Consider the following 23540-nt stretch of genomic DNA (forward strand, 5'->3'; position numbering starts at 1 on the left):
CTCGCTAGTCCGAGAACAACGTATTCAGCGCATTCGCCGCGTCGCCATCCACCGTATTCCACGTCACCGTTTCGGCTTCGAAAATATAGTGCGTGGTGTATTTACCGAGACGCGCCAGGATCTCTTCCTGAATCAGTTCCGGCGCCACGTCCAGTTTCAGATACCACGCGGTGGACGACAAGCGCGTCTGGAACGCGCCGTATTCAGCCAGCAGATGGTCGAACGCGTCAGCATCCTGATCGCGACAGACGATCACCAAATTTCCCTTCATGCGAATCTCCCGTTAAAGCGGTAGCGGCAACCTCGATCCATATCAGGGTCGATCATACCTGCTTCGTTACGGGATGCCCGACGGCCGCGCTTGCCTTGCATCAGCTTGCGTGCTGATTGACGCGCCGGTGGCCAACGTCTGGCGAACGTGTCACCAGACGTTGGCCACCGTGCGGGTAGGCGGCGCGGTGTCGTCGGGCGGCAAGGCTTCGGTGCGGTCGCGGCCGCCCGATTTTGCCGCGTACAGGGCCATGTCGGCGCGGCTCATGATCCGCTCGGGCAGATCGTCGGGAGAAAGTTCGGTGATGCCGATGCTCACGCTCAAGCCCACCGAAGCGGGTAGCTTCGGCGAAGGGACCGCTTTCAGACGCAGCCGCAAGCGTTCGACGACTTCGTGGCCGCCGGCCAGATCCGTGGCCGGCAGCAGCAGGCCGAACTCTTCGCCGCCTAGGCGGCCGATCGCATCGGCGCCGCGCAGCTCGGCGCGGCAGGTGTCGACGAAATGTTCGAGCGCGCGGTCGCCGGCGGCGTGGCCGAAGCGGTCGTTGATCTGCTTGAAGTGGTCGAGGTCGGCGATCGCCATGCACAGCGGCTCGTTGCCCGCATGCGCGCGTTCGATCTCATGGCGCAACAGGTCGAGAAAATAGCGCCGCGACAGCGCGCCGGTCAGCGCGTCGTGGCGCGCCTCGGCCGACAGCAACGTATTGGCGGATTGCAGTTGTTCGGCGAGATCGCGCGTGGCGCGATGGTGGCGCCGCTCGCGCACATACGACACCGTGATCACCCACGCCAGCGCGACCGTGCCGGCCAGCGTCAGAAACACCAGCAAATGATCGCGCTTGTGATTGCGCAGCAGTTCCGGCCACGCCACGAGCGGATCGACCAGATGCGCCGACAGGCCCGAGTTCAGGCCGCCGCGCGTCTGATAGAGCGACGGCATGGGTCGCTCGGACATGCCGAACAGTTGCCCAGCCACGGCGGACGGCACCCACGGCGCCTGTTCGCGCACTTGCGAGTCCACGCTGATATGGATGTCGGGAATCGCGTCGCGCAGGTAGATGGTCTTGCGCTCGGCAGGCGTCATCTGTGTGACGCGTGAGTTCGGCAGCGCGCGGCCTTCGAGCTCGCTGTTGTGCGCCATGATGATGACGCCGTTGTCGTCGGCGACGAAGGTGCCGGCGTGCGCGACCCAGTGGCGCAGCCGGGCGATGCCGACCTTGGCGACGACCACGCCGACCAGCAGGCCGTCCGCGTAAGCCGGCGCGGCGATGAAGATGCCGGGCTCGCCGCTCGAGCGGCCGACGCCGTAGGCTTCGGAGAACGCGCCGAGCAGCGCGTTCGTCAGGTAGCCGCGCACGCGCATGTCGGTGCCGACGAAGGAGCGCTCGGCCGCGAGCGGATTGTTGATGGAGTTGCTCGAGGCGACGCAGACACCGTTGGCGTTGACGAGCCAGATCTGGTCGAGCCCGGAGAAGCCTTGCGCGTCGTGCAGGAAGTTGCTCACGGCGCTCATCTGCTTGTCTTTCAGCAACGCGGCGCGCAGGACGGGTTCCGTCGCTTCGCCGTTCACGGCATAATTCTGGGATTGCACCAGAGCGCGCTGGACCACGTCCATTTCGGCCATGGTTGCGGGGATGGCGCGAGACATCGCAAGGTCGCTGGCGATCACCTCCGCCATGTTGTCCACGATCGACGCGGACATTTGCCGCTGCGCACGCAGGGCCGCGTCCAGCTCTTGCTGTACCATCCGGTCCGCAACCATGCCGGCCACGATCCAGCAAACCAGGACGATCAGCATAAAGCTGACCGGCCCGGTTGCCTGGCGCAAGGTTGTCCTGTTCATCGACCCTCTGATCCGTCTGGCTGTGACATGCAACTAGCTCAATCGTGGCAGCGCGCTCGCGCTGTTTCGCCCCTGTGGAAGCGGTCGGCAATACGCCGTCGCTGTGGCCCGGGATAAACCGATAACAGGCGTCGTCTCCTGATTTTAACCGTCATGGGGCCAGACGCCACCGTTATTGCGGGAATGCGAAGTGCGACTGCCGCGTCCATCAGGTTCTTAACGGCAGGCCGACCGGATTTCTTGATGGTTGTTCGGGTTTTTCGGGTGGGCTCCTGGGCCATCGCGGCAGCCGCCGCGAGGGTCGAAGATGTGGTCGGCGCGCCGCGATAAAAAGTCATCAGCGCGATCGGCGCTCGCCGGCCCGGGGGGCGGTAGCAGGGCGTTTTGCGCTATTTATCGCTATTTGCCGCGAAAGGTTGTGCCTGAAACATAGGATGGTGTAGTGTCGTGCCGTCCAAAACAAGGAAAGCTCGCCAGCCCTTTTGGGCGGCGCCTGCGGCGACAGGAGTCTGGCTTGACGGATGCGGTCCAGGGCGGGTTCGTCCACGGGCACATTCGTCACCGGTTCACGTGTCTCCAACGCTAACGATTTACCGCGCCCACGCGTTTTGCCATGCCTGATTTCCGCTTTCCGGACCGATCTTCAGACCGCCGCGCCGAAGCCGCGGCCTCCTTGCCGTGCTTGAACGCCTGGTTCGACGGGGAGGGCATCTGATGGACTTCAGCTTCAACCTGAAGCGCACCGCCAATGCATCGGCATGGCGGGTGTTGCCCAACCGCTGGGACTTCGTCGCCTTCCCGCTGATCATCTGTGTGATCGCCATGGCGGCGATCGGCTTTCACGAGACCTTGGCGCCCATGTCGACGCTCAAGACTCAAGCCATCTCGCTCGATCCGGCGAACCTGCCTGAATATGCCATGCGCACCACGCTGCGCATGCTCGCGGCCATGGTCGCCTCGCTGACCTTCACGCTGGTGTACGGCACGCTGGCGGCCAAGAGCCGTCGCGCCGGCCTCGTGCTGGTGCCGATTCTCGACATCCTGCAGTCGGTGCCGGTGCTGGGCTACATTTCGTTTACGGTCACCTTCTTTCTAGCACTGTTCCCGGGGCGCGTGCTCGGTGCCGAACTCGCGGCGATCTTCGCGATCTTCACGAGCCAGGCGTGGAATATGACGTTCAGCTTCTATCAGTCGCTGCGCACTGTGCCGCGCGATCTGGACGAAGTCTCGCGCGGCTTTCACCTGACTTCATGGCAGCGCTTCTGGAAGCTGGAAGTCCCGTTCTCGATGCCGGGCCTCATCTGGAACATGATGATGTCGATGTCGGGCGGCTGGTTCTTCGTGGTCGCCTCCGAGGCGATCACGGTCGGCAACAGAACGATCATCTTGCCGGGGATCGGCGCCTATCTCGCGCAGGCGATCTCGGACAAGAACCTGCACGCGATCGGCTGGGTGATCCTCGCGATGACGGTCGTGATTCTCGCCTACGACCAGTTGCTGTTCCGTCCGCTCGTGGCGTGGGCCGACAAGTTCCGCATGGAAAACACCAGTTCGGGCGACGCGCCGGAATCGTGGCTGCTCGATCTGATTCGCCGCACCCGCCTGATCCACCGGCTGCTGGTGCCGCTCGGCTGGATGTTCGCCAAGGCCGCGCGCGTGCCGTTGCGGCTGCCGGCGTTGCAGGGCCCGCGCTTCCAGATCCCGCAGAGGCAGAAGAGTTCGCGCGTCGGCGATATCGTATGGGCGACGCTGGTGCTGCTCACGACCGTCTACGTGGTGTATCGCGTCGTGATCTATGTGCGCACCGGCGTGTCGCTGGATGAAGTCTGGCACGTGTTCGTGCTTGGGCTGATCACGCTGCTGCGGGTGGTGGTGCTGATTGCGATCGCGTCTGTGATCTGGGTGCCGGTGGGTGTGCTGATCGGCTTGCGCCCGGCGCTCGCCGAAAAGATCCAGCCGCTCGCGCAGTTTCTCGCCGCGTTCCCGGCCAATCTGCTGTTCCCGGTGTTCGTGATCGCGATCGTGCGCTTCCATCTGAACCCGGACATCTGGCTCTCGCCGCTGATCGTGCTCGGCACGCAGTGGTATATCCTGTTCAACGTGATTGCCGGTGCGACGTCGTATCCGAACGACTATCGCGAGGCGGCCAAGAACTTCCATATCCGCGGCTGGCAGTGGTGGCGTCAGGCGATTCTGCCGGGCATTTTCCCGTACTACGTCACGGGCGCGATCACCGCGTCGGGCGGCGCGTGGAATGCGAGCATCGTCGCGGAATTCGTGCAGTGGGGCGACACCAAGGTGGCCGCGCACGGTCTGGGCGCCTACATTGCGCAGTCCACCGCCGCGGGCGACTATCCGAAGATCATTGTGGGCATCGCCGTGATGTCCCTGTTCGTGACACTGTTCAACCGCCTGCTGTGGCGTCCGATGTACGCCTACGCCGAAGCCAAGCTCCGGCTCGATTGAGTATTAAAGGCAAAACGCGATGCAAAATCCTAAAGCTGCTATGACCGCCGCGCCGATCCAGACCCCGCCGAAGCCGCCGCGTCTCGGCGAAGAGATCCTGCTCGTCAAGGACGTGTGCCGCGGGTTCAATAAGTCGCAGGGCGAACTGCTCGTCCTCGACGACGCGAACCTGTCGCTGCGCGAAGGCGAGATCGTCGGACTGCTGGGCCGTTCGGGCTCGGGCAAGTCGACGCTGCTGCGCATCATCGCCGGTCTGATCGAGCCGACCGACGGCGAAGTTACCTATATGGGCAAGCCGCTCGACGGTCCAGCCAAGGGCGTCGCGATGGTGTTCCAAACCTTCGCGCTGTTCCCGTGGCTGACCGTGCTGCAAAACGTCGAAGCAGGTCTCGAAGCGCAAGGCGTCGGCGCGAGCGAGCGGCGCACGCGCGCGCTGGCGGCGATCGACCTGATCGGTCTGGACGGTTTCGAAAACGCCTATCCGCGCGAGCTGTCGGGCGGCATGCGCCAGCGCGTCGGCTTTGCGCGCGCGCTGGTGGTCGACCCCACGCTGCTGCTGATGGACGAGCCGTTCTCCGCGCTCGACGTGCTGACCGCCGAAACGCTGCGTACCGACCTGCTCGATCTGTGGACGCAAGGCCGCATGCCGATCAAGGCCGTGCTGATCGTCACGCACAACATCGAGGAAGCGGTGTTCATGTGCGACCGCATCCTGGTGTTGTCGTCGAATCCGGGCCGCGTGATCGCCGAAATCAAGGTGCCGTTCAAGCATCCGCGTAATCGTCTGGACCCGGCGTTCCGCCGGCTGGTGGACGACATCTACGCGAAGATGACCGCGCGTCAGACGGACGAAAAGACCAAGAAGGGTCTCGAACTGCATAGCTGGCTGCCGCATGTGTCGACCAACCTGATGGCCGGTCTGATCGAAACGCTGGCCGCGGCGCCGTACCATGGCCGTGCTGACATGCCGGAAATCGCCCGTTCGCTGCATCTGGAGGTGGACGATCTGTTCCCGGTCGCCGAAGTGCTGCAGCACCTCGGTTTCGCCGACATCCGCGAAGGCGACATTTTCCTGACGCCGCCGGCGCGCGTGTTCTCCGAATTCGGCACTCAGGAGCGCAAGATGATGTTCGCCGAGCATCTGCTGCGGCACGTGCCGCTCGCCGCGCGAATCAAGAAAGTGCTCAACGAGCGGCCGGGGCATCGCGCGCCGCGCGTGCGCTTCGAGCAGGAGCTGGAGGATTTTCTGTCGGACAGCGCTGCGGAAGAGACGCTCGACGCGGTCATCAACTGGGGTCGTTATGGCGAGATCTTCTCGTACAACGACCAGACCGAAATCTTCAGTCTGGAAGACGTGGAGTCTTAAGCGCGCGGGAGTTGCGCGTTTGAGTTGATTAAGACGTGCGAAGCCAGTTCAAAGCAAAAACGGCAGGTGAGACCCTGCCGTTTTTTTCATTGCCGCGCATTTATTGCAGACTGCCCCAGCGCGCGACGGCCGGTTCCGCGGACGCCCACTTCCAACCTTTGTCCTGCTGACACGCGCTCGCCGTGTACCAGTCCTCATGCGCGTTCGGGCCGTCGCCGTCCTGCACCGAGAACACGAATTCCTTGCAGAGCGCGAGAGCCGAACCGAACGCGCGCGTCACGCGCACCTGGCCGTGGCCGTTCTCGATCGGCAACGTGTGCTTGACTGCCCAAGGACGAGCCTCGCCGACCGGCATGGCGCCCGCCAACGCGGCGATCATGTTCTGCTGATCGGTGTGCATGGTGCGCATGTAGCGGCCGACGGCCTCGTCGGTCGCGGCCTGCACGGCAATGCCAACGCCGATGCCGATTGCCGGATTCGACGTCACCAGCCCGGACGCGACGCCCGCCGCCGCGCCGCTCGCCGCGCCCACCGACGAGCAGCCGCTCGTCAGCACGCTTGCGCCGACGCAGAGCGCGCCGGCCAGCACCAGCCTCAGCCGGCTGCCGGACCAGGCAGCGAGACGAGGGCGGCGCGCCGTGAGGGCAGCCGTATGCGAACGCGCCGTCATTGCAACGCGCCCCAACGTTCGGTAGCGGGTTCGGCCGACGCCCACTTCCAGTTGTTGCCGTCGCGGCAGATCGATGCCACGTAAAACGCGCTGCTCGCCGGCACGTTCTTGGTGGCGGTCTGATCGACGGAGAAGACGATTTCCTTGCAGTCGAGCGCGCCCGCGCTGATCGTGCGGCTCACAGTGACGCGGCCGTGCTCGTCGTCTTCGATCGGCATCGAATGGGTCACGCTCCATGGCGCGACTGCGCCGACGTCGAGCGGCCCGGCAATTTTGGCGATGCCGTCCTGCGTATTCGTGTGAACCACGCGCTCCGAGTACTGCACGCCGGCACGCGCCGCGGCCACTGCGCCGAGGCCGATGCCGGTGGCGACGGCCGCGTTGCTGGTGACTTTCGCCGCGAGCGCGGCGCCTGCGATACCGGCGCCGGCGGTGGCCCCTTCCGAATAGAACGAGCTACAGCCGCTCAACGCCGACGAGATCGCCACAGCAAGAACAACAAGCGCCGTTGCATTGGGACGTCCACGTCCGGCTGTTCGTTTTGCCCATTCGGCCCACACCATACTTTTTTGCATTTCCCTGTCTCTGCTCCTGCAAGTGCCTTTCGTTCGCGCTCGATAACGACTGTGCGAACGAGTAACACGCGTTCCCCACCTAGCAATGCGTGTGCCGCATTTTGCAGGATGCTATTTGTAATTGGCAGAGGGAAAATGCAAGCAATTGCAAAAGATGGTGCGAGACAAATCGGTTTCTGTTGGGTTGCGGCCGATTTTTGATTGGTGGTGCGAAGGGATTTAGTTTGAGATTCAAGGCGCGCGGCACAGGCTTTTTGCAACTGGCTGCAACTGGCTGCAACTGGCGCTCAGACGCCGAAGCACGCATGCGTCTCTGGACATTCAGGCGCCGTCGCAAGCACTCACGCGGCTTCGCCACCTGAGTGCCGCGTCGTGATGTTATTGCTCGGGCTCTTCTTCCGCCCCTTCGTCGCCGTATGCGCTCAAGCGGTTGTACAGGGTTTTGAGACTCACGCCGAGGGCTTTCGCCGCGCGTCGTTTGTCGCCGCCGCAATATTTGAGCGTGCCGAGAATGATCTGCTTTTGCGCGTCGGCGAGTGGTGTGCCGATCCATACGCTCATCGCGTCGCCCTGCGTCATGGGTTTTTTCACGCGCGACGCGAGATGCGGATGCGGCAACTCCACGATCTTCTCCGCGAGAATGAACGCGCGGTACACGGCGTTCTTCAACTCGCGCACGTTACCCGGCCACGACCAGGTGCGCAGTGTTTCGATCGAGCGTTTGCTGAAGCTTTTGCTCGTACCTTCCTGCTGATTCAGCAGCGCGAGGAAGTGCTGCGCAAGCAGTTCGCGATCGCCCTCGCGCTCGCGCAGCGGCGGCGCGCGCAGCGGGAAAACCGCGAGGCGGTACATGAGGTCTTCACGCAGACCGTTTTCCTTGACCGCGACCGCGGGGTCGCGATTGGTCGCGGCGATCACGCGCACGTTGCCGCTGATCAGGTCATTGCCGCCGACGCGGTAGAAGGTGCCGGTTTCCAGCGCGCGCAGCAACTTCACCTGGCGCACCGGCGCCATTTCGGTAATTTCGTCGAGGAACAGCGTGCCGCCGTTCGCGTGTTCGAAGTAGCCGATGCGGCCCTGGACCGCGCCTGTGAAACTGCCTTTCTCGTGGCCGAACAGTTCGGCTTCGATGAGTTCGTCGGGAATCGCGCCGCAATTGACGGCGACGAACGGTGCGTCCTTGCGGCTGCTTTGATCGTGAATCGTGCGGGCAATCAGTTCCTTGCCAGTGCCGGATTCGCCGATGATCAGCGCGGTCGCGTCGGTGCCGGCGACACGTTCGATCTGCTGGTACAGATCCAGCATCACCGGCGACGAGCCGTACAGCAGCCCGTACGATTTCAGTCCCACGATGCCGTCCGCGACGCGCTGCTTCGCCATTGCCGAAGCATTGCCGCCAGCGGAGACGGTGGGCGAGGCCAGGTCGATTGACGCCATAAACGGGGGTCCTGTGCAAATGAGTTCGTTGTTACGGCGCGCAGGCCTGGGGAACGAGATAAACCAGCAGTGCCGCTATCTCTCAAAGATCGATTTAACCACTTTGACACCGTTTTCGGCAAACGATGTGAGGGCCTAAGAAATACATTTATGCACGGTCGGTCGAAACTGCCTGGCTTGGTGTTTGCTTGAGCTGCGCGAGGCAAACTTACCGGGCACGGCGTTTGCGACTTCCACCCGACACGCGTGTGCTTTTTTTGGGCGCGATGGCGTTGCCTATCGGCATGTTGCGCGACGGCGGCGATTACCGTTCGCCAATTTGCAGCGATATGCGCACTCGCCGGAACGCACACGCGAACGCCGAACTCAGACCAGGAGTGAATGATGACTGACACCACGCAACAGCTTGCACTCGGCGGCCAGAAGATTGTCGATGATCTGCGGGTGCTGCTGAAGGACTCGGAAGAAATGCTGCGGCTTGCCGCCAACGTGCCGGGCGAAGGCGTCGGCGCGCTGCGTGACAAACTCGGCACGCATGTCGAAACCCTGCAGTCGGCGCTTGGCGATGCGCAGCAGAACGCGCAGCGGCGTTATCGGGCGGCGACCGTCAATACCGAGCGCTACGTGCGGCACAACCCGTGGCGTTCGATCGGCATTGCCGCGGGCGTCGGCTTTTTGCTCGGCGTGCTGACCGCGCGCTGAGGCGTAATCCAGGACCAATCCGCTTCATGACGACAAGGAGTTCACGATGGCACGACCCAAAATCGGCATCTTCGGCGCACTGATGGCGCTCGGCGGCTTTCTGGCGGTGCGCTACGTGCAGCAGCGCAACCGCGCCGCACAAGTTCCTGTGGCGCGCGAATTGAGCCGCTGGGAAAACGAGGGCGGCACGGTCGCGGCACCGGCCACGCCGACGGCCAATCAGGCGACCACGGCGGGCGGCGCGAACCCGAGCGCACATGGCGCCAACGGATCCGCTTATCCCAACGGCAATGGCGGCGCATGGCCGTTCCCGCGCAGTTGAGCAAGCTTGCCTGCACGGCCTCGCCGGCGCGCCGCGCTGACCGGCCGGCGCCCGGTACACCTTGCTAATTTGTCTCGATAAAGCCTTATAATAGGCAAATAAACAACAATGACGCTTTGGGCGGGTGGGTTTGCCCTCGTATTGTTGCAAGTTTGAATCAAGTCGTTGGCTTGGCGCGTTGACTTAAAGTTGGTGGGTGCTCACATTGGAGCCCGCGGCAACGGCGCAGCGCCAGGTCGACGGCACGCTTTTCAGCATGCGCCTTTGCATGTTTTCCCATACCCACGCTTGCAGGCTTTCGAGACGCGATGCCACATGTACTGATTGTCGATGACGATGCGGGTACCCGCGAGGCGCTTTCCGCCATCATCGGGGAAGACGGCCTGACCACCGCCACCGCGGGCGATTTGCGCGAAGCGCGCATTCAACTGGTCCGGCAGATGCCGGACGTCGTTTTTACGGACCTGAAGCTGCCCGACGGCAGCGGGGTCGATCTGTTCGAAGATCTGGATCCGCGCTCCGGCGTGGAAGTGATCGTGATTACCGGGCATGCCACGGTGGAGTCGGCCGTCAACGCGCTGAAGATGGGCGCCACCGACTATCTGGTGAAGCCAATCAACATGCAGCGCGTGAAGGCGATCCTCTCGCGCCTGCCGCGCGCCGGCGACCTGAAGGCGGAAATCGGCACGTTGCGCGGCGAGTTGCGCCGCATGGGCCGCTTCGGTCTCATGCTCGGCAATTCGCCGGCCATGCAGGAGGTCTACGACCAGATCGGCCGCGTCGCGCCGACGGCGGCCTCGGTCATGCTGGTGGGCGAGTCGGGCACCGGCAAGGAAGTCGCCGCGCAGACGCTGCACCAGCTCAGCTTGCGTCGCAAGCACGCGTTTCTCGCGGTGAACTGCGGCGCGATCTCGCCGAACCTGATCGAATCGGAAATGTTCGGCCACGAACGCGGCTCGTTCACCGGCGCGGACCGTCAGCACAAGGGCTATTTCGAGCGCGCGAACGGCGGCACGCTGTTCCTCGACGAAATCACCGAGATGCCGATCGAGTTGCAGGTGAAGCTGCTGCGCGTGCTGGAAACCGGCATGTTCATGCGGGTCGGCACGACCAAGGAAATCGAAACGGACGTGCGCCTGATTGCGGCGACCAACCGCGATCCCGAGCAGGCCGTGCTGGAAGGCAAGCTGCGGCTCGACTTGTACCATCGGTTGAACGTGTTCCCGATCAGCCTGCCGCCGTTGCGCGACCGGGGCAAGGACGTGGATCTGCTGGCCCAGGCGTTCCTCGACGAACTCAACGAACGCCACAGCACCAAGAAGCATTTCCCCGCTGCCGTGAAGGATATGCTGATGTCCTATCCGTGGCCGGGCAATGTGCGCGAGCTGAAGAACTACGTGCAGCGCGCGCACATCATGTCGGGTACGGACTCGGACAGCACGGCGACGGTGCCGTTGCAGATCACGCTGTCAAAGCCTGCCGCCGGTACGGCGATCACGATTCCGTTCGGCACGTCGCTCGCCGAAGCGGACCGTCAGTTGATCGTGGCTACGCTCGAGCAGTGCGGCGGTGTGAAGACGCGGGCCGCCGAGATTCTCGGCATCAGCCTGAAGACGCTGTACAACCGCCTCGTCGAGTACGGCAACGACGCGCGTGATGACGGCGACGCCGCCGACGAATCACGCGCACTGGGCGGCGCCGACGCTTAACGCTAGCGCGCGCCGCTAATACCTCACTGACGCCATCCAGCCGGGAGCGCAACGTAACGGCACAGGCCTTGCTGCGAGCCAATGGAACGCAAACGAGGATAAATAACATGCCGGACTACGCTGCCGCTCCCGCGCTTCCCCTGCCGATGCACGCTCACCGTCCCGAGCCGATCGAGCCGCCGTCACCGCCCCCGGTCGCGCCGCCGAGCCCCGGCGAGCCCGACACCGTTCCCGATCCGAGCCCCGATCCGAGTCCGCAACCGATCGAACCCATCGAACCGGTCGCTCCGCCGATCGGCGATCCGCCGCCGCAGCCCACGCAAACGCCACAAGCCAGTCAGCATCAGACGTCGCAGCCACTACGCATGCAACTCTGACTCGTTCTGTGCGTTGCGACACAGTCCGGCGCGGGGAATTTATGTACTTGTTACAAAGCCGGCGCATCTTTTACCGGCAATTTACCGTCGTGACCCCTAGACTGTATGGATGCCGCAATGTTGGCGGCGGGCTTCCCCTGGAGGCGTGGATCATGAGACATCCAGCACTGCGACGTTCAGCGCGCCATTCGAAGCGCGATTCCCGGCCGGGCGGCAGCAAGGATAGCCCACCGGCGTCGCCCGATCCGGCAGGGCAGAACCGCGTCGCGCCCGATGCGCCGCCGGACGGCGAGCACAACCAGGGCGGCGTGCGTCAGGAAGGGCTGGAATACCAGCGCGACCTCGGCTCGGAACAGGATGCCTGAGCCGATTTGACGGCCGGTAAGAGGCCTTCCGGTTTTGTCATACAAAGCAGAATAAATTTCTTCGCGGCGAGCCAGGGTCGCGTGTTTCTGCTCGTCTGTCACATTTGCATACATTTTTATTTCTAGCATCTCTAAAAACGGCACGCGACTTGCATGCACCTTTTTGGCCCATATCCGTATGCAACGAAGCAACTGAACTAGGTGGAGAACCAATGAGCAGACTGATCGTGGTATCGAATCGTGTCGCGCCGACGCAGGAAGGCCGTCCCGCAGCGGGCGGTCTCGCTATCGGCGTGCTGGACGCGCTGAAGGAAAGCGGCGGAGTCTGGTTCGGCTGGAGCGGCGAGACGGTGAGTGAACCGAGCGCTCCGGTGATCGAGAAACAAGGCAATGTGACCTACGCGACGGTGGGCCTCACCAAGCGCGACTATGACCAGTACTACCGCGGTTTTTCCAATGCGACGCTGTGGCCGACGTTCCACTATCGCAATGACCTGTCACGCTACGACCGGCAGGAATATGCGGGCTATCAGCGTGTGAACGCGACGCTGGCGAAGCAGCTCAAGGCGTTGCTCAAGCCCGACGACATCATCTGGGTCCACGACTATCACCTGCTGCCGTTCGCGCGCTGCCTGCGCGAGCTCGGCGTGAAGAATCCGATCGGCTTCTTCCTGCATATTCCGTTTCCGGTGCCGGAAGTGCTGCGAACCATTCCGCCGCACGAAGAACTGGTCAAGGCCATGTGCAGCTACGACGTGATCGGCTTCCAGACCGACGCGGATCGCCAGTCGTTCGTCGACTTTATCGAGCGCGGCCAGCACGGCACCTCGAGCGAGGACGGCATGGTGCACGCGTATAACCGCTTCCTGAAAGTGGGCGCGTATCCGATCGGAATCTATCCGGACGCGATTGCCAAAGCCGCCGAGCAGTTCACCGACCGCAAGCCGGTGCGCAGCCTGCGTGACGGCATGCGCGGACGCAAGCTGATCATGAGCGTGGACCGCCTCGATTATTCGAAGGGTCTGGTGGAGCGCTTCCAGGCGTTCGAGCGGCTGTTGCTGAACGCACCGGGATGGCACGGCCGCGTGTCGCTAGTGCAGATCGCGCCGCCGACGCGCGCCGACGTGACGACTTACCAGCGGATTCGTCAGACGCTCGAGGGCGAAGCGGGCCGCATCAACGGCCGGTTCGCGCAGCTCGACTGGACGCCGATCCAGTACCTGAACCGTAAATACGAACGCAATCTGCTGATGGCGCTGTTCCGTCAATCGCAGGTCGGCTACGTGACGCCGCTGCGCGACGGCATGAATCTCGTCGCGAAGGAATATGTCGCGTCGCAGGATCCGGCCGATCCGGGCGTGCTGGTGCTGTCGCAATTTGCCGGCGCCGCCGAGCAACTGCCGGGCGCGCTGGTCGTCAATCCGTTCGATCTGTCGCAGATGGCCGAAGCGCTGGAACGCGCGCTGTCGATGCCGCTCGCCGAGCGTCAGGCGCGCCATGCCGACATGATGGCGCCGATGCGCGAGAACAATCTGTCGGTCTGGCGCGATACCTTCCTTGCCGATCTGCGCAATGTCGCGACCGCATCTTCGGTGACGGCCAAAGCGGTAAAGCTCGCTGACGTGACCGCGTCGTCGTAGCCGGATCAACGGTCGCGCGGCTTGCAGTACGGCCGCGTGTGCTGGTCACGTCTTCTCAGCAGAGCCAGAGCAGCGCTTGTGAACCTGGGAGAGCGAGGCGCGAATCGCGTAATGCGAGTCGCGCCTTTTTTATTGTGTCGCGGAGACGCCGTTCAAGCGCTCAGGCCGGTTGCGCGTTGGCCCGCTGCATGACGCGCATCGTACTGATCACCGCGGCGACGGCCGAGAAGCACGCGGCCACATAGAGCGCGATGGTCGGTCCGTGTTGTGGCGCAATGCCGAAGATCAGCGCGACCAGCGCCGCGCCGAGCGTCTGGCCGGTCAGACGCGCGGTGCCCAGCATGCCGCTCGCGCCGCCGCTGCGCTCGCGCGGCGCCGCGGACAGCATGGTGCGATTGTTCGGCGACTGGAAGATGCCGAAGCCGGCGCCGCACAAGGCCATGCGCCACGCGATCTGCATGGCGTCCGGATGCGCGCCGAGCGTGGCGAGCAGCAACAGCCCGGCCGTCATCGCCGCAAGTCCGACGCCGCCCAGCCATCCGGACGACACCTTGTCCGACAGCACGCCCGCAATCGGCGCCGCGATGATGATCACGGCGGGCCAGGGCGTCATGAGCAGCCCGGTTTCTACTTGCGACAACCCCAGCGTATCCTGCAACAGAAAGGGCAGCGACACGAAGGCGAGCATCTGCGCGCAAAACGAACAGACCGAGGTGCCGATCGAGAGCGCGAAGATGGGAATCCTGAGCAAATCGATCGGCAGCAAGGGCGCCGGCTGCGTCAACTGACGGCGCACGAAGAAATAGCCGATCACCGCTGCGCCGATCGCTTCGAGCGCGACGTAGCCGAATCCCTCGCCATGGCCGAGGCCGTCGACCGCAAAAATCAGCAGGCCGAAGACGAACGCGTTCAGCACCGCGCTCAGGTAGTCGTAGGGCGATTCGTGGCCGGGGTTCATCGGCAGCGCCTTGAAGCCGCCGACGATAGCCGCGATGCCGATCGGCACGTTGATCGCGAACAGCCACGGCCACGAAGCGACGGCGAGCACGCCGGAAGCGACGGTCGGCCCGACCGCCGATGATACGGCGACCACCATTGCGTTGATCGAGATGCCACGCCCGAGCTGCGCGGGCGGATAGATCATGCGCACCAGCGCCGTGTTCACGCTCATGATGCCCGCCGCGCCGAAGCCTTGGATCACGCGAGCGAGCGCGAGAGTCGGCAGCGAAGTCGACAAGGCGCAACCGAACGACGCCACCGTGAACAGGATCAGCCCGGACAGATAGATACGCCGGTAGCCGATGCGGTCGCCGAGCGAGGCGAGCGGCAGCAGCGAGATGGTGATCGCCAGCTGATAGGCGTTGACGACCCAGATCGAGCCGGCCGCGCTGGCGTGCAGGTTGCGCGCGATAGTCGGCAGGGCCACGTTGGCAATCGCGCTGTCGAGCACCGCCAGCGTGAGGGCGAGTGCGATAACCAGCATCGCCCAGTAGCGCTGCGGTATCGGCAAGCCTTGTTCGGTGGTGTCGGAGAACGAGCTGTCGGGGGCGAGCGTGTCGGCCGCTTCGGCGGGTACGGCGCCGTCCTTGCGCGGTGGTTGTGCGTGCATCGATTGTTCGAGTTGTAGTGGGGCGGCTCGCCGCGCGCGCGTGCCGCGTGCCGTCGTGAAAGAACCGGCAGCCGCAGCGACGATGGCGGGCGCCGCTTGTGCGCCCCGGCCATCGCGTCTCCCGCGCTATTTGAGTTCGTACAGGCCGGTGTGAGTGGTCGAGTCGAGCTCGTTCAGATGCGTCATGAAGCGCGCCACCGCGTTGGTGGTGTCCGCGTTGATCGGCAGATGCGGCACCCGCAGCGCATGCAGACGGAAAATGTAGCGATGCGCCTTGTCGCCGCGCGGCGGCGCGGCGCCGCCGAAGCCGACCGTGCCGTAGTCGTTGCGCACCTGCAGCGCGCCTTGCGGCAGCAACGCGCCGTCAGCCTTGCCGGCGTTGCGCGGCAGCGAGCGGGCGTCACTCGGAATGTTCACCACCACCCAGTGCCAGAAGCCGCTGCCGGTGGGCGCGTCGGGATCGTGAACGGTGAGCGCGAAGCTCTGCGTGTCGGGCGGCGGCGCCTCCCATTGCAACGCGGGCGAGATGTTCTCGCCGTCCACGCCGAAGGCCTTGTCGTGGTATTCGTGGGCTTTCGGCATGAAGCCGTTGGTGGGAAATTCGTCGGACCAGAGACGGAAATCTGCCATGATGTGCCTCCCTTCTTGAGTGGTTCTGGGATGGTCGGGGCGTGCGGTTTTGCAACCGGTTTGCAGGGCAGGGCGCCGTGCGGAAGTACCCCGAGTTAGCCAATCGAGTGTATCACCAGCGGCCTTCGAATTCGTGCGAACCGGGCGGACTACAAGCGGCTTTCAGCCGCGCTCCTCGAAGCTCGGCGCGTCGCTCTTCAGCCATTCGACGAGCCGCTGCAAGACGCCCTCGATATCGCGATTGGCGCCACGCAAAGCGCATTCCCATACCACCGCGACGCGCCAGCCGTTGGCGAGCAGCGCCGCGCGAACCTTGTCGTCGTTGCTGCGATTGCGGCCGATCTTGTCGCGCCAGAACTCCGGCCGCGTTTGTGGCCATTTGAAAAGATGACAGTCGTGGCCGTGCCAGAAACAGCCGTGCACCAACACGACGGCGCGGTAGCGCGGCAAGACGATGTCGGGGCGTCCCGGCAGATCGCGCGCATCCAGACGGAAGCGGAAGCCCTGCCGGTGCAGCAGGCTGCGGATCAGGATTTCCGGTTTGGTATTACGGCCGCGGATGCCGGACATCATCCGGCTGCGCGTCGCACTGTCGACGATATCGACCATCTTCAACGCTTGGCTAACGTTTCGACGCGCCGGCCACCGACACAAGCTGACCGCTCACGCGTAGAGCGAGAGCGTTTGCTTCGAACCATGGCGCGTCTCCTCGGCGAGCAGGGTTTGCACATGCGGCAGCATGATGCGCGCCACTTCGCGCATCACCGGCATCACGACGCTGTTGCCGAACTGCCGGTAGGCCTGCGTGTCGCTCACCGGGATCCGGAAGCTGTCGGGAAAGCCCATCAGCCGCGCGCATTCACGTGGCGTGAGGCGGCGCGGACGCAGTGCCTCGCCCTGGTAGACCAGGATTTCGGACCCGTCCTTGTGATAACGCGCCGACAGCGTGCGCGTCACGCTGGTCGGATAAGCCATGCCGAAGCCGAAACCGTTGCCCGCCGCACGGTGTTTCTCCGCGTAGTTCTGCAGATAAGTCCAGAGGTTCGGCGTGAGCGTGTACTTGGGCTGGACGCGCCGGCTCGTGTGGTCGAAGAAGCGGTCGTTGTCCCACGGCAGCACCGGCTCGCTGCCGTCCGTGCGATGCAGGATCGAGCCGAGGCGCGGGCCGTCTTCCGGCAGATGCAGGTCGTCCCAGGAGAACGAAGTCTTGCCGCGAAAGCCGACGATGATGATTCGTTCCCGATGTTGCGGCGTGAAATGCTGGCCGTCGACCACGCGATAGTGCACTTCGTAGCCGAGTTCGTCGCGCAAGGTTTGCAGGATCACGTCGAAGGTGCGGCCCTTGTCGTGCGAGAGCAGGTTCTTCACGTTCTCCAGCAGGAACGAGGCGGGGCGCTTGGCCGCGATGATCCGCGCGACGTCGAAAAAGAGCGTGCCCTGGGTCGTGCATTCGAAACCGTGAGGCCGGCCCAGCGCGTTCTTCTTGCTCACGCCGGCGATCGAAAACGGCTGGCACGGGAAGCCGCCGAGCAGCACGTCGTGGCTCGGCACGTCTTCAGCCGGAAACGAGACGATGTCGCCGATCAGCGCGTGCTCGCCGCCGCCAGGGTAATTCTCGCGATAGGTCTTGGTCGAAAAGTCGTTCCACTCGCTCGTGAAGACGCAGTCGCCGCCATGCGCCTCGAAGCCCATGCGAATCCCGCCGATGCCGGCGAACAGATCGATGAAGCGGAACTGGGCGTCGCCGCCCGCGCTGCGTTTGGCCCGCGCGCGGTTTTGCAGCAGATCGCGCAGGGCCGGTTCCAGCATCGCCGGGCACTGCGTTTCGCCTTTTTCCCAGCGGCGTACCGTCTTGATGTCCTTGCCGACATGTGCGGCGATTTCGCGTTGAGTGAAGCGGGCGCGCGCTTGCTTGAGCAGTGCGAGCGGTGCGGCGAGGGTCACGGGCGTCCTTGCTGGGAATTTTTGCGGACATTATGACCTAAGGTCGTCCCATTTCCCTATTTTTTGCGTAGCTTGGGCAGAAAATTTCCAGGTTCGGAACGCCGGTTTGGGGCAAGTCCACAACTAAATGTGGCTGTCACAGTTGCGTGTGACGCTTCCAGTGTGACGCGAATTCCCCGCGTTGCGACGTGTTGAGGCCGCGACGTGTTTCGCGGCCTTTTTTTAACTCGTGCAAATGGGCTGCCGCCGGCCCGGAAAGGGCCGGGTTCAGGATCGCAGCGCGTCAGACCGGGTGGCTGGCGTTGGCCGGATAGGGCGGTGGGAACAGGGCGGCGGTGGCCGGCGCCAATTCATCCCAGGCCAGTTGAGGTTCGGCTTCGTACTGATCGAGCTGGAGCAGGAGGCTGTCGACCGTGCACAGTTGCGCGTGGGACAGGTTGCCGGCGTCGAGCAGTTGGTACAGACGCTTGCGCCAATACGCGGCCGGCAGGATCGGGCCGCCCAGATCGCCGTGTAAAGACGGCCGCATCACACGCGCAATGTGCGCGATGTCCCGGTCGATCAATGCGGCTTGGGATGATCCCGAAAGCGTAATGAGTGTGCGATCCATGGCTCCTCCTTGGCACCATTACGGCAGGCGGTGGCGGGACTTTAGGCCTTTTTGAAAATATTTTTTCGCGGCACGTGCTGGAAAAACCAGTCCGTGCGCAGGTACGGGCACACCCGTTGCTGAGTACGGATACTGGCGTAATGTCGCGCCGGCATTCCAAATAGTGGAGCCGAACATGAACAAGGACCAGGTGAAGGGTGTGGCCGAACAGGTCAAGGGCAAGGTCAATGAAGCGGTCGGCAAGGCCACGGACAACCCGGGCAAGGAAATAAAGGGCGATCTGCAACAAGGCGCGGGCAAGGTGCAGAAGGCCTATGGCGACGCTAAGGAAGACGCCAAGGACAATGCCAAGCGCAACGCGCCGTAATCCGGCTTGCGACGGGGTTCGAAGGAAAAGGCGCTTCGGCGCCTTTTCCTTTTTTGCAGCCGCTTTTGCGTGGAGCAAAGGACTTTTTCGACCGATGGCGGATTTTGCCTGGGAGTAACCCGGGGTTGGCGTCGAGAGCATTCCGCACGCGGTGCGCCGCCTTTAGACTGGCGCATCCAACACGGAGACGGCGCCCATGACACCCGAAAAAATTCTTTCGATGTTCGAACGGCAATACCTCGAGGGCAAAACGCCCGTCGACCTGGAACAGACCTGCGCGAGCTTCGCCAGTTGGCTGGCGACGGCGTGGGAACTGCTCGACGGCGAGCAGAAGACGCTGTTGCTGACGGTCGGCGCGTCCTTGTGGCGCGAAGGTTATAACTTGCGCGCCGGCACGGCGACCAAGGATTTGTGGTGACTGCCGCCTGGCGTGCGTTTTTTCGTTAGCGGGCCACCGCTTACACGTACGTCGACTATAAAACTTGCGCGCCCATAGGACCGTTGAGCCGCGCTCGCACGCGTTGCGCCGAGTCGGTTTATATTTGGCGATCTTGCGTTGGGATCTTCGCCGCCGGTCGTCCGGCCGGCTGCCGAGGCCCGATTCCCATTTCAAGCCGCCACTTTCGCACAAGGGTTACACCGCCACATGACCGAACTATCCGCTTTTCCGATCACGAAGAAATGGCCTGCCGAGCATCCGGACCGGATTCAGCTCTACTCGCTGCCCACGCCCAATGGCGTGAAGGTGTCGATCATGCTCGAGGAAACGGGTTTACCGTACGAGCCGCATCTCGTGCGCTTCGATGCCAACGATCAGATGACGCCGGAGTTTATGTCGCTCAATCCGAACAACAAGATTCCGGCGATCATCGATCCGAATGGGCCTGACGGCAAGCCGTTGCCGCTGTTCGAATCCGGTGCGATCCTGATCTATCTCGCGGACAAAAGCGGCCAGTTCATTCCGCAGGATGCCGTCGGCCGCTATGAAGCGATCCAGTGGGTGATGTTCCAGATGGGCGGCATCGGGCCGATGTTCGGCCAGGTGGGTTTCTTCCACAAGTTCGCCGGCAGGGAGTACGAAGACAAGCGTCCGCGCGATCGCTATATCGGCGAATCGAAACGGTTGCTCGGCGTGTTGGATCGGCAACTCGAAGGACGTGACTGGATTCTGGGCGATACGTATTCGATCGCCGATATCGCCACGTTTCCTTGGGTGCGCAATCTGATCGGCTTCTATGAAGCGGGCGATCTCGTCGGCATTCAGGACTTCCCGAACGTGACACGCGCACTGGCTGCGTTCGTCGCGCGTCCGGCCGTGGCGAAGGGACTGGATATTCCGAAGCGTCCGTCGTAATCGATTCATGCGGCCGGGCGGCGGGGTTCGTCGGCCGGTCGTCGTTCAACTTGCACCCGCCGCGCTCTCTTCTATTTGCGTTCGCTTAATGCCGCGTCGACCGTATCATCATCGTGCGCGATAGTGCTCGGCCATGTGATCGACGAACGCCCGTACCTTGGGCGCCACATAACGCGTTTGCGGATACAGCGCGTAGTAGTGGCGGCTTCCAAGCGTGTAGCCTGGCAAGACCTGAACGAGACGGCCGCTTCTGATGTCCGTCTGAACCGTCTGCCACGTGAAGGCGGCAATACCCGCGCCCGCGAGCGTCGCGGAGTAGAGCGCGGTGATAGCGTCCGTTCTCAGCCGGCCGCGCGGCAAGACGTGAATTGGCGCGCCTTGCTCGGACGTCAGCACCCACTCCGCCGCTTCGAGCGCGCCGGTAAAAGACAATAACTCGTGCTCGGCGACTTGGCCGGCGGTGTGCGGGAGCCCATGTCGCGCCAGATAGGTTGGCGATGCGACCAGAACGACGTCCGAGACGGCCAAGGTCTTCGCAACCAGTGTCGTGTCAGCCAATGGTCCGCTGATGCGTAGCGCTACGTCGAAACCCTCTGCAACGAGGTCGACGAACTGATCGCTGCACGACAATTCCAGTTGGATGTCGGGATAACGCTTCTGGAAATCCGGAAGCCAGTCAGCCAGTTCCAGTGTGCCGATGGCAAGCGGCGCGGTGACGCGCAGCAAGCCGGCCGCCTGTTGATGTTCGTCCGCCATGGCCTGCGCCGCTGCTTCGACGCGATCGAGAATATCGACGCTGGCCTTGTAGTAGCGTTCGCCCGCAGCCGTCAGCGTAAAGCGCCGCGTGTTACGGTTGAGCAACTGAACGCCGAGCGAAACCTCAAGCTGTTTCAACTGACGCGACACGCTCGAATGCGTGGTGTCGAGCCTCTCGGCCGCAGCCGAAAACCCTTGCGCTTCGACGATGAAGCGGAAGGCGCGCATTGCAAGCAACTGGTCCATGGGCGAGATTGGCGCTGCGCGGCGTCACCACGAAGGTGCGGGTCAATGCTTAGCGCAGCGGTAAGTGAATGATTTCCGACGTGCTCATCACGTCGCCAAACGGTTCCTCGATTTCGGCCGGTGACGCACGATGCATGCAGTGCACCGCCGAGGCGTCCGATGTTAACACGATGTCCATGCGGTCACCAACGAATCACCTCGATCGATAATCATTAGGATGGCGGATTATCTGAATGGCCTGATGATGAGCTTCGTGCCGTCCGTTAGGCCGTCAGCGACAGTACGTCGGCGGTGCTCATCACGGAGCCGAAGGTGTCGGCGATTTCAGCCAGCGCCGACCGATGCAGCATATCGTGCCCGACGCGCAATTCGCTATCGACGACGATGTCGCGGGTCGCGCATGCATCGGCGGCCACGACAACCTCAAAGCCTGCCGGCACCGCATCTCGCGCGGCACCGGCTACGCAGGCGTGCGTCATGAGGCCACCAATGACGAGACGCGTGATGCCATCGTCTTTCAGCTTCTGCGCGAGGTCCGTGCCGGCAAACACGCTCACGGAGCTTTTCTCGACCACGCGATGGGCGGGCTTCGGTTGCATGTCGGCGTGAATCTCGACTTGCCGGCCACCGGCAGCAAACAAAGGTGAGCCGACCGGCGCAACGTGCTGCACGTGGACGACGCGCCACCCATGACGGTCGGCGCATTCGACAAGTTGGCGCGCGTTTTGCAATGCCGTCGCGCCATCGGGAATGGGCAGCGAACCCGTGAAGTATTCGTTCTGAAAGTCGATCAACAGCAACGCGGTGGTGCGAGCCGGCAGTGAAGCCGGTGAGCGGGCACCGAGGATGCTACGAAGTGTGGGGCTGGACATGGTTCTTTTCGGTGTTAATTGGAGAGGAACCGAGTCTACGGTGAGCGAAGTGTCGCCACAACGCTGCGGGCGAGACAAAGCCTGTGCGTGATTTGCACAGTTCGATGCCGCCGCGGCGGCCTTCTAGCGTAGTGGGATATCCGCCACACGTCCCCGGAATAGGCAATGAATCGACCTCAGCACGTCCGGATTGCCGGCCTCGACGGCTTACGCACGCTTTCTGTCATAGCGGTATTTCTTGCGCATACCGGTCTTGCAGGCGTTGTGGGAGGCGGGTATGTCGGTGTCGATGTATTTTTCGTTTTGAGCGGCTACCTGATCACAAGCCTGCTCGTGGCGGAGCATTTGCGCACCGGCCGGATCGATTTGCCGGCGTTTTATTGGCGGCGCGCCCGGAGGCTGTACCCGGCCTTATTGCTGATGCTTGCCGGCGTCACCGTCTATTGTCTAATATTTCCTGCTCCGTTGAGATGGGCTCTGGAAGTCCTGCCGGCTTTCTTCTATGCGATGAATTGGGTGCGTGCGTTCGAGATCTATGACGCGCATCTCACCGGACATACATGGACGATCGCGATCGAGGAGCAGTTTTACCTCGTTTGGCCGCTGATCCTGCTGGGCGTGTTGAAAATTTGGCCACGCCGCATCCTGATCGCGGTTGCGCTTCTCACCGTCGCCGTGATTGGGTGGCGTTCGTTTCTGATGTCGCATGACTTCCCGATGGTCCGCGTTTATTGTGGTTTCGATACCCACTCCGACGGTCTTCTGATCGGTGCGTTGCTGGCGGTGGCGCCTCGCCGCTGGACATTCTGGGCCGGCAAGTTGTGGCCGGTTGCCGTTGCCTATCTCTCTTTCGTGCTGCTGAGCGAGACCGGCGTCGAGTTTTCGTTGCAGGCGTTGGGTTACCCGCTGACGCCGTTAGCGGCAGCACTCATCATTGCGAAGGTCGTGACGGATCAGCGTTCCAGGTTGGTTCGTGTGCTCAATATCACGCCGTTGGTGGGACTGGGGCGAGTTTCGTACGGCTTTTACCTATGGCACTACGTCGTCCTGCAGTCGATGCTCTACGGCGGGCATGACACGATGGGCGCATTTTTCGGTGGCTTCTCCCACCCGGATATCGCCATGGTGACGATCACCTTCGTCATGTCGATGGCACTGACCTTGTTCTCATGGTTTGTCGTCGAGAAACCAGCGATGCGATTGCGGTTCCCGTGGCGGCGACGCGGTGATGGCCTGAGCCAAAGCCGCTGCGCGAGATACGCGGCCGACGACAACGCCCATTAGCGTAGTGGGCGATGTTTGCCGCGTCTGCGACTCCGAATAGTCGAGGGCATAGCCATCGATTGTTTAGTTTTCGTGTCAGCCAATAGTTAATTGATTTGTTCGGCGGCCGTGCAAGACATGGTAAGT

The 23540-nt window shown here is 63.1% G+C and carries 25 protein-coding genes; 12 read left to right on the forward strand and 13 right to left on the reverse strand.

The window, feature by feature from the left end; translation table 11 throughout:
* Positions 1-4: 4 nt before the first annotated feature.
* Together PQR42_RS40865 and PQR42_RS40870 are read right to left on the reverse strand one after the other, a co-directional pair.
* Positions 5-271 (reverse strand): hypothetical protein, encoded by a 267-nt coding sequence (locus PQR42_RS40865; RefSeq protein ID WP_408210145.1) that lies wholly within the window; start codon positions 269-271, stop codon positions 5-7.
* A 150-nt stretch (positions 272-421) separates the two neighbouring features.
* Positions 422-2113 (reverse strand): sensor domain-containing diguanylate cyclase, encoded by a 1692-nt coding sequence (locus tag PQR42_RS40870; RefSeq protein ID WP_408385549.1) that lies wholly within the window; start codon positions 2111-2113, stop codon positions 422-424.
* Between the two features lie 714 nt (positions 2114-2827).
* On the opposite strand from PQR42_RS40870, the gene PQR42_RS40875 reads away from it, so the two are divergent.
* Together PQR42_RS40875 and PQR42_RS40880 are read left to right on the forward strand one after the other, a co-directional pair.
* Positions 2828-4579 carry an ABC transporter permease gene (locus PQR42_RS40875; RefSeq protein ID WP_408210151.1) on the forward strand — a complete coding sequence of 584 codons (1752 nt, stop codon included), beginning with the start codon at positions 2828-2830 and terminating at the stop codon, positions 4577-4579.
* A gap of 19 nt (positions 4580-4598) precedes the next feature.
* The gene (locus PQR42_RS40880) at positions 4599-5945 is read left to right on the forward strand and encodes an ABC transporter ATP-binding protein (RefSeq protein WP_408180376.1); all 1347 of its coding nucleotides are present in this window, start codon (positions 4599-4601) and stop codon (positions 5943-5945) included.
* 100 nt (positions 5946-6045) lie between these two features.
* Here PQR42_RS40880 and PQR42_RS40885 read toward each other — a convergent pair whose 3' ends face one another.
* From PQR42_RS40885 to PQR42_RS40895, 3 genes are all read right to left on the reverse strand, one after another.
* The gene (locus tag PQR42_RS40885; RefSeq protein ID WP_408385551.1) at positions 6046-6615 is read right to left on the reverse strand and encodes a hypothetical protein; all 570 of its coding nucleotides are present in this window, start codon (positions 6613-6615) and stop codon (positions 6046-6048) included.
* Complete coding sequence (locus PQR42_RS40890; RefSeq protein ID WP_408385553.1) at positions 6612-7190, reverse strand: hypothetical protein; 579 nt, start codon at positions 7188-7190, stop codon at positions 6612-6614. Before PQR42_RS40890 ends, PQR42_RS40885 begins: the two co-directional genes overlap by 4 nt.
* A 378-nt stretch (positions 7191-7568) precedes the next feature.
* On the reverse strand, positions 7569-8627 hold the full coding sequence (locus tag PQR42_RS40895) for a sigma-54 interaction domain-containing protein (protein ID WP_408210161.1): 1059 nt from the start codon (positions 8625-8627) through the stop codon (positions 7569-7571).
* 384 nt (positions 8628-9011) lie between these two features.
* Between PQR42_RS40895 and PQR42_RS40900 the strand changes: the two genes are divergently transcribed.
* The 6 genes from PQR42_RS40900 to otsA all read left to right on the forward strand — a co-directional run bounded on the left by PQR42_RS40900 (position 9012) and on the right by otsA (position 13742).
* Positions 9012-9329 carry an ElaB/YgaM/YqjD family protein gene (locus tag PQR42_RS40900; RefSeq protein WP_408385604.1) on the forward strand — a complete coding sequence of 106 codons (318 nt, stop codon included), beginning with the start codon at positions 9012-9014 and terminating at the stop codon, positions 9327-9329.
* A 46-nt stretch (positions 9330-9375) separates the two neighbouring features.
* Positions 9376-9651 (forward strand): hypothetical protein, encoded by a 276-nt coding sequence (locus PQR42_RS40905; RefSeq protein WP_408385555.1) that lies wholly within the window; start codon positions 9376-9378, stop codon positions 9649-9651.
* Positions 9652-9959: 308 nt separating this feature from the next.
* Positions 9960-11360 (forward strand): sigma-54-dependent transcriptional regulator, encoded by a 1401-nt coding sequence (locus tag PQR42_RS40910; RefSeq protein WP_408385557.1) that lies wholly within the window; start codon positions 9960-9962, stop codon positions 11358-11360.
* 107 nt (positions 11361-11467) lie between these two features.
* A complete protein-coding gene (locus PQR42_RS40915) occupies positions 11468-11737 on the forward strand; it encodes a hypothetical protein (RefSeq protein WP_408385559.1) in 270 nt (89 codons plus the stop codon).
* Between the two features lie 152 nt (positions 11738-11889).
* Positions 11890-12102 (forward strand): hypothetical protein, encoded by a 213-nt coding sequence (locus PQR42_RS40920; RefSeq protein WP_408210173.1) that lies wholly within the window; start codon positions 11890-11892, stop codon positions 12100-12102.
* A 212-nt stretch (positions 12103-12314) separates the two neighbouring features.
* Positions 12315-13742, forward strand: a complete 1428-nt coding sequence (otsA, locus tag PQR42_RS40925) for an alpha,alpha-trehalose-phosphate synthase (UDP-forming) (RefSeq protein WP_408210176.1) — start codon at positions 12315-12317, stop codon at positions 13740-13742.
* 160 nt (positions 13743-13902) lie between these two features.
* On the opposite strand, the gene PQR42_RS40930 is transcribed toward otsA, so the two are convergent.
* The 5 genes from PQR42_RS40930 to PQR42_RS40950 all read right to left on the reverse strand — a co-directional run bounded on the left by PQR42_RS40930 (position 13903) and on the right by PQR42_RS40950 (position 18535).
* Positions 13903-15351 (reverse strand): MFS transporter, encoded by a 1449-nt coding sequence (locus PQR42_RS40930; protein ID WP_408385561.1) that lies wholly within the window; start codon positions 15349-15351, stop codon positions 13903-13905.
* A 126-nt stretch (positions 15352-15477) separates the two neighbouring features.
* Entirely contained in the window at positions 15478-15981 is a 504-nt protein-coding gene (locus PQR42_RS40935; protein WP_408385563.1) for a YbhB/YbcL family Raf kinase inhibitor-like protein, read from the reverse strand.
* A gap of 162 nt (positions 15982-16143) precedes the next feature.
* Positions 16144-16590: a very short patch repair endonuclease gene (locus PQR42_RS40940; protein WP_408177900.1), complete on the reverse strand. Its 447-nt coding sequence runs from the start codon at positions 16588-16590 to the stop codon at positions 16144-16146.
* A 54-nt stretch (positions 16591-16644) separates the two neighbouring features.
* Positions 16645-17925: a DNA (cytosine-5-)-methyltransferase gene (gene dcm / locus PQR42_RS40945; protein WP_408385565.1), complete on the reverse strand. Its 1281-nt coding sequence runs from the start codon at positions 17923-17925 to the stop codon at positions 16645-16647.
* A 283-nt stretch (positions 17926-18208) separates the two neighbouring features.
* The gene (locus PQR42_RS40950; protein ID WP_408210189.1) at positions 18209-18535 is read right to left on the reverse strand and encodes a hypothetical protein; all 327 of its coding nucleotides are present in this window, start codon (positions 18533-18535) and stop codon (positions 18209-18211) included.
* A gap of 175 nt (positions 18536-18710) precedes the next feature.
* Here PQR42_RS40950 and PQR42_RS40955 point away from each other — a divergent pair, with 175 nt between their 5' ends.
* The 3 genes from PQR42_RS40955 (at position 18711) to PQR42_RS40965 (ending at position 20256) form a co-directional block, all read left to right on the forward strand.
* Complete coding sequence (locus PQR42_RS40955; RefSeq protein WP_012432185.1) at positions 18711-18902, forward strand: CsbD family protein; 192 nt, start codon at positions 18711-18713, stop codon at positions 18900-18902.
* A 196-nt stretch (positions 18903-19098) separates the two neighbouring features.
* On the forward strand, positions 19099-19320 hold the full coding sequence (locus PQR42_RS40960) for a hypothetical protein (RefSeq protein WP_408210192.1): 222 nt from the start codon (positions 19099-19101) through the stop codon (positions 19318-19320).
* Between the two features lie 228 nt (positions 19321-19548).
* Complete coding sequence (locus PQR42_RS40965; RefSeq protein ID WP_408210195.1) at positions 19549-20256, forward strand: glutathione S-transferase N-terminal domain-containing protein; 708 nt, start codon at positions 19549-19551, stop codon at positions 20254-20256.
* 108 nt (positions 20257-20364) lie between these two features.
* Here PQR42_RS40965 and PQR42_RS40970 read toward each other — a convergent pair whose 3' ends face one another.
* The 3 genes from PQR42_RS40970 to PQR42_RS40980 form a co-directional block, all read right to left on the reverse strand.
* The gene (locus PQR42_RS40970) at positions 20365-21258 is read right to left on the reverse strand and encodes a LysR family transcriptional regulator (protein WP_408385567.1); all 894 of its coding nucleotides are present in this window, start codon (positions 21256-21258) and stop codon (positions 20365-20367) included.
* A 49-nt stretch (positions 21259-21307) separates the two neighbouring features.
* Positions 21308-21436: a hypothetical protein gene (locus PQR42_RS40975; RefSeq protein ID WP_408385569.1), complete on the reverse strand. Its 129-nt coding sequence runs from the start codon at positions 21434-21436 to the stop codon at positions 21308-21310.
* Between the two features lie 85 nt (positions 21437-21521).
* A complete protein-coding gene (locus tag PQR42_RS40980; RefSeq protein ID WP_408495401.1) occupies positions 21522-22130 on the reverse strand; it encodes a cysteine hydrolase family protein in 609 nt (202 codons plus the stop codon).
* Between the two features lie 165 nt (positions 22131-22295).
* Between PQR42_RS40980 and PQR42_RS40985 the strand changes: the two genes are divergently transcribed.
* Positions 22296-23414 carry an acyltransferase family protein gene (locus tag PQR42_RS40985; RefSeq protein ID WP_408385571.1) on the forward strand — a complete coding sequence of 373 codons (1119 nt, stop codon included), beginning with the start codon at positions 22296-22298 and terminating at the stop codon, positions 23412-23414.
* The last annotated feature ends 126 nt before the right edge of the window (positions 23415-23540 follow it).

It is taken from the genome of Paraburkholderia sediminicola, assembly GCF_046027355.1.
Classification (GTDB): domain Bacteria; phylum Pseudomonadota; class Gammaproteobacteria; order Burkholderiales; family Burkholderiaceae; genus Paraburkholderia; species Paraburkholderia sediminicola_B.

What these genes read in the sequence shown, in the direction of transcription:
- PQR42_RS40865 (WP_408210145.1), bottom strand. Translation starts at nt 271, where the DNA reads ATGAAGGGAAATTTGGTGATCGTCTGTCGCGATCAGGATGCTGACGCG.
- PQR42_RS40870 (WP_408385549.1), bottom strand. Translation starts at nt 2,113, where the DNA reads ATGAACAGGACAACCTTGCGCCAGGCAACCGGGCCGGTCAGCTTTATG.
- PQR42_RS40875 (WP_408210151.1), top strand. Translation starts at nt 2,828, where the DNA reads ATGGACTTCAGCTTCAACCTGAAGCGCACCGCCAATGCATCGGCATGG.
- PQR42_RS40880 (WP_408180376.1), top strand. Translation starts at nt 4,599, where the DNA reads ATGCAAAATCCTAAAGCTGCTATGACCGCCGCGCCGATCCAGACCCCG.
- PQR42_RS40885 (WP_408385551.1), bottom strand. Translation starts at nt 6,615, where the DNA reads ATGACGGCGCGTTCGCATACGGCTGCCCTCACGGCGCGCCGCCCTCGT.
- PQR42_RS40890 (WP_408385553.1), bottom strand. Translation starts at nt 7,190, where the DNA reads ATGCAAAAAAGTATGGTGTGGGCCGAATGGGCAAAACGAACAGCCGGA.
- PQR42_RS40895 (WP_408210161.1), bottom strand. Translation starts at nt 8,627, where the DNA reads ATGGCGTCAATCGACCTGGCCTCGCCCACCGTCTCCGCTGGCGGCAAT.
- PQR42_RS40900 (WP_408385604.1), top strand. Translation starts at nt 9,012, where the DNA reads ATGACTGACACCACGCAACAGCTTGCACTCGGCGGCCAGAAGATTGTC.
- PQR42_RS40905 (WP_408385555.1), top strand. Translation starts at nt 9,376, where the DNA reads ATGGCACGACCCAAAATCGGCATCTTCGGCGCACTGATGGCGCTCGGC.
- PQR42_RS40910 (WP_408385557.1), top strand. Translation starts at nt 9,960, where the DNA reads ATGCCACATGTACTGATTGTCGATGACGATGCGGGTACCCGCGAGGCG.
- PQR42_RS40915 (WP_408385559.1), top strand. Translation starts at nt 11,468, where the DNA reads ATGCCGGACTACGCTGCCGCTCCCGCGCTTCCCCTGCCGATGCACGCT.
- PQR42_RS40920 (WP_408210173.1), top strand. Translation starts at nt 11,890, where the DNA reads ATGAGACATCCAGCACTGCGACGTTCAGCGCGCCATTCGAAGCGCGAT.
- otsA (WP_408210176.1), top strand. Translation starts at nt 12,315, where the DNA reads ATGAGCAGACTGATCGTGGTATCGAATCGTGTCGCGCCGACGCAGGAA.
- PQR42_RS40930 (WP_408385561.1), bottom strand. Translation starts at nt 15,351, where the DNA reads ATGCACGCACAACCACCGCGCAAGGACGGCGCCGTACCCGCCGAAGCG.
- PQR42_RS40935 (WP_408385563.1), bottom strand. Translation starts at nt 15,981, where the DNA reads ATGGCAGATTTCCGTCTCTGGTCCGACGAATTTCCCACCAACGGCTTC.
- PQR42_RS40940 (WP_408177900.1), bottom strand. Translation starts at nt 16,590, where the DNA reads ATGGTCGATATCGTCGACAGTGCGACGCGCAGCCGGATGATGTCCGGC.
- PQR42_RS40950 (WP_408210189.1), bottom strand. Translation starts at nt 18,535, where the DNA reads ATGGATCGCACACTCATTACGCTTTCGGGATCATCCCAAGCCGCATTG.
- PQR42_RS40955 (WP_012432185.1), top strand. Translation starts at nt 18,711, where the DNA reads ATGAACAAGGACCAGGTGAAGGGTGTGGCCGAACAGGTCAAGGGCAAG.
- PQR42_RS40960 (WP_408210192.1), top strand. Translation starts at nt 19,099, where the DNA reads ATGACACCCGAAAAAATTCTTTCGATGTTCGAACGGCAATACCTCGAG.
- PQR42_RS40965 (WP_408210195.1), top strand. Translation starts at nt 19,549, where the DNA reads ATGACCGAACTATCCGCTTTTCCGATCACGAAGAAATGGCCTGCCGAG.
- PQR42_RS40970 (WP_408385567.1), bottom strand. Translation starts at nt 21,258, where the DNA reads ATGGACCAGTTGCTTGCAATGCGCGCCTTCCGCTTCATCGTCGAAGCG.
- PQR42_RS40975 (WP_408385569.1), bottom strand. Translation starts at nt 21,436, where the DNA reads ATGGACATCGTGTTAACATCGGACGCCTCGGCGGTGCACTGCATGCAT.
- PQR42_RS40980 (WP_408495401.1), bottom strand. Translation starts at nt 22,130, where the DNA reads ATGTCCAGCCCCACACTTCGTAGCATCCTCGGTGCCCGCTCACCGGCT.
- PQR42_RS40985 (WP_408385571.1), top strand. Translation starts at nt 22,296, where the DNA reads ATGAATCGACCTCAGCACGTCCGGATTGCCGGCCTCGACGGCTTACGC.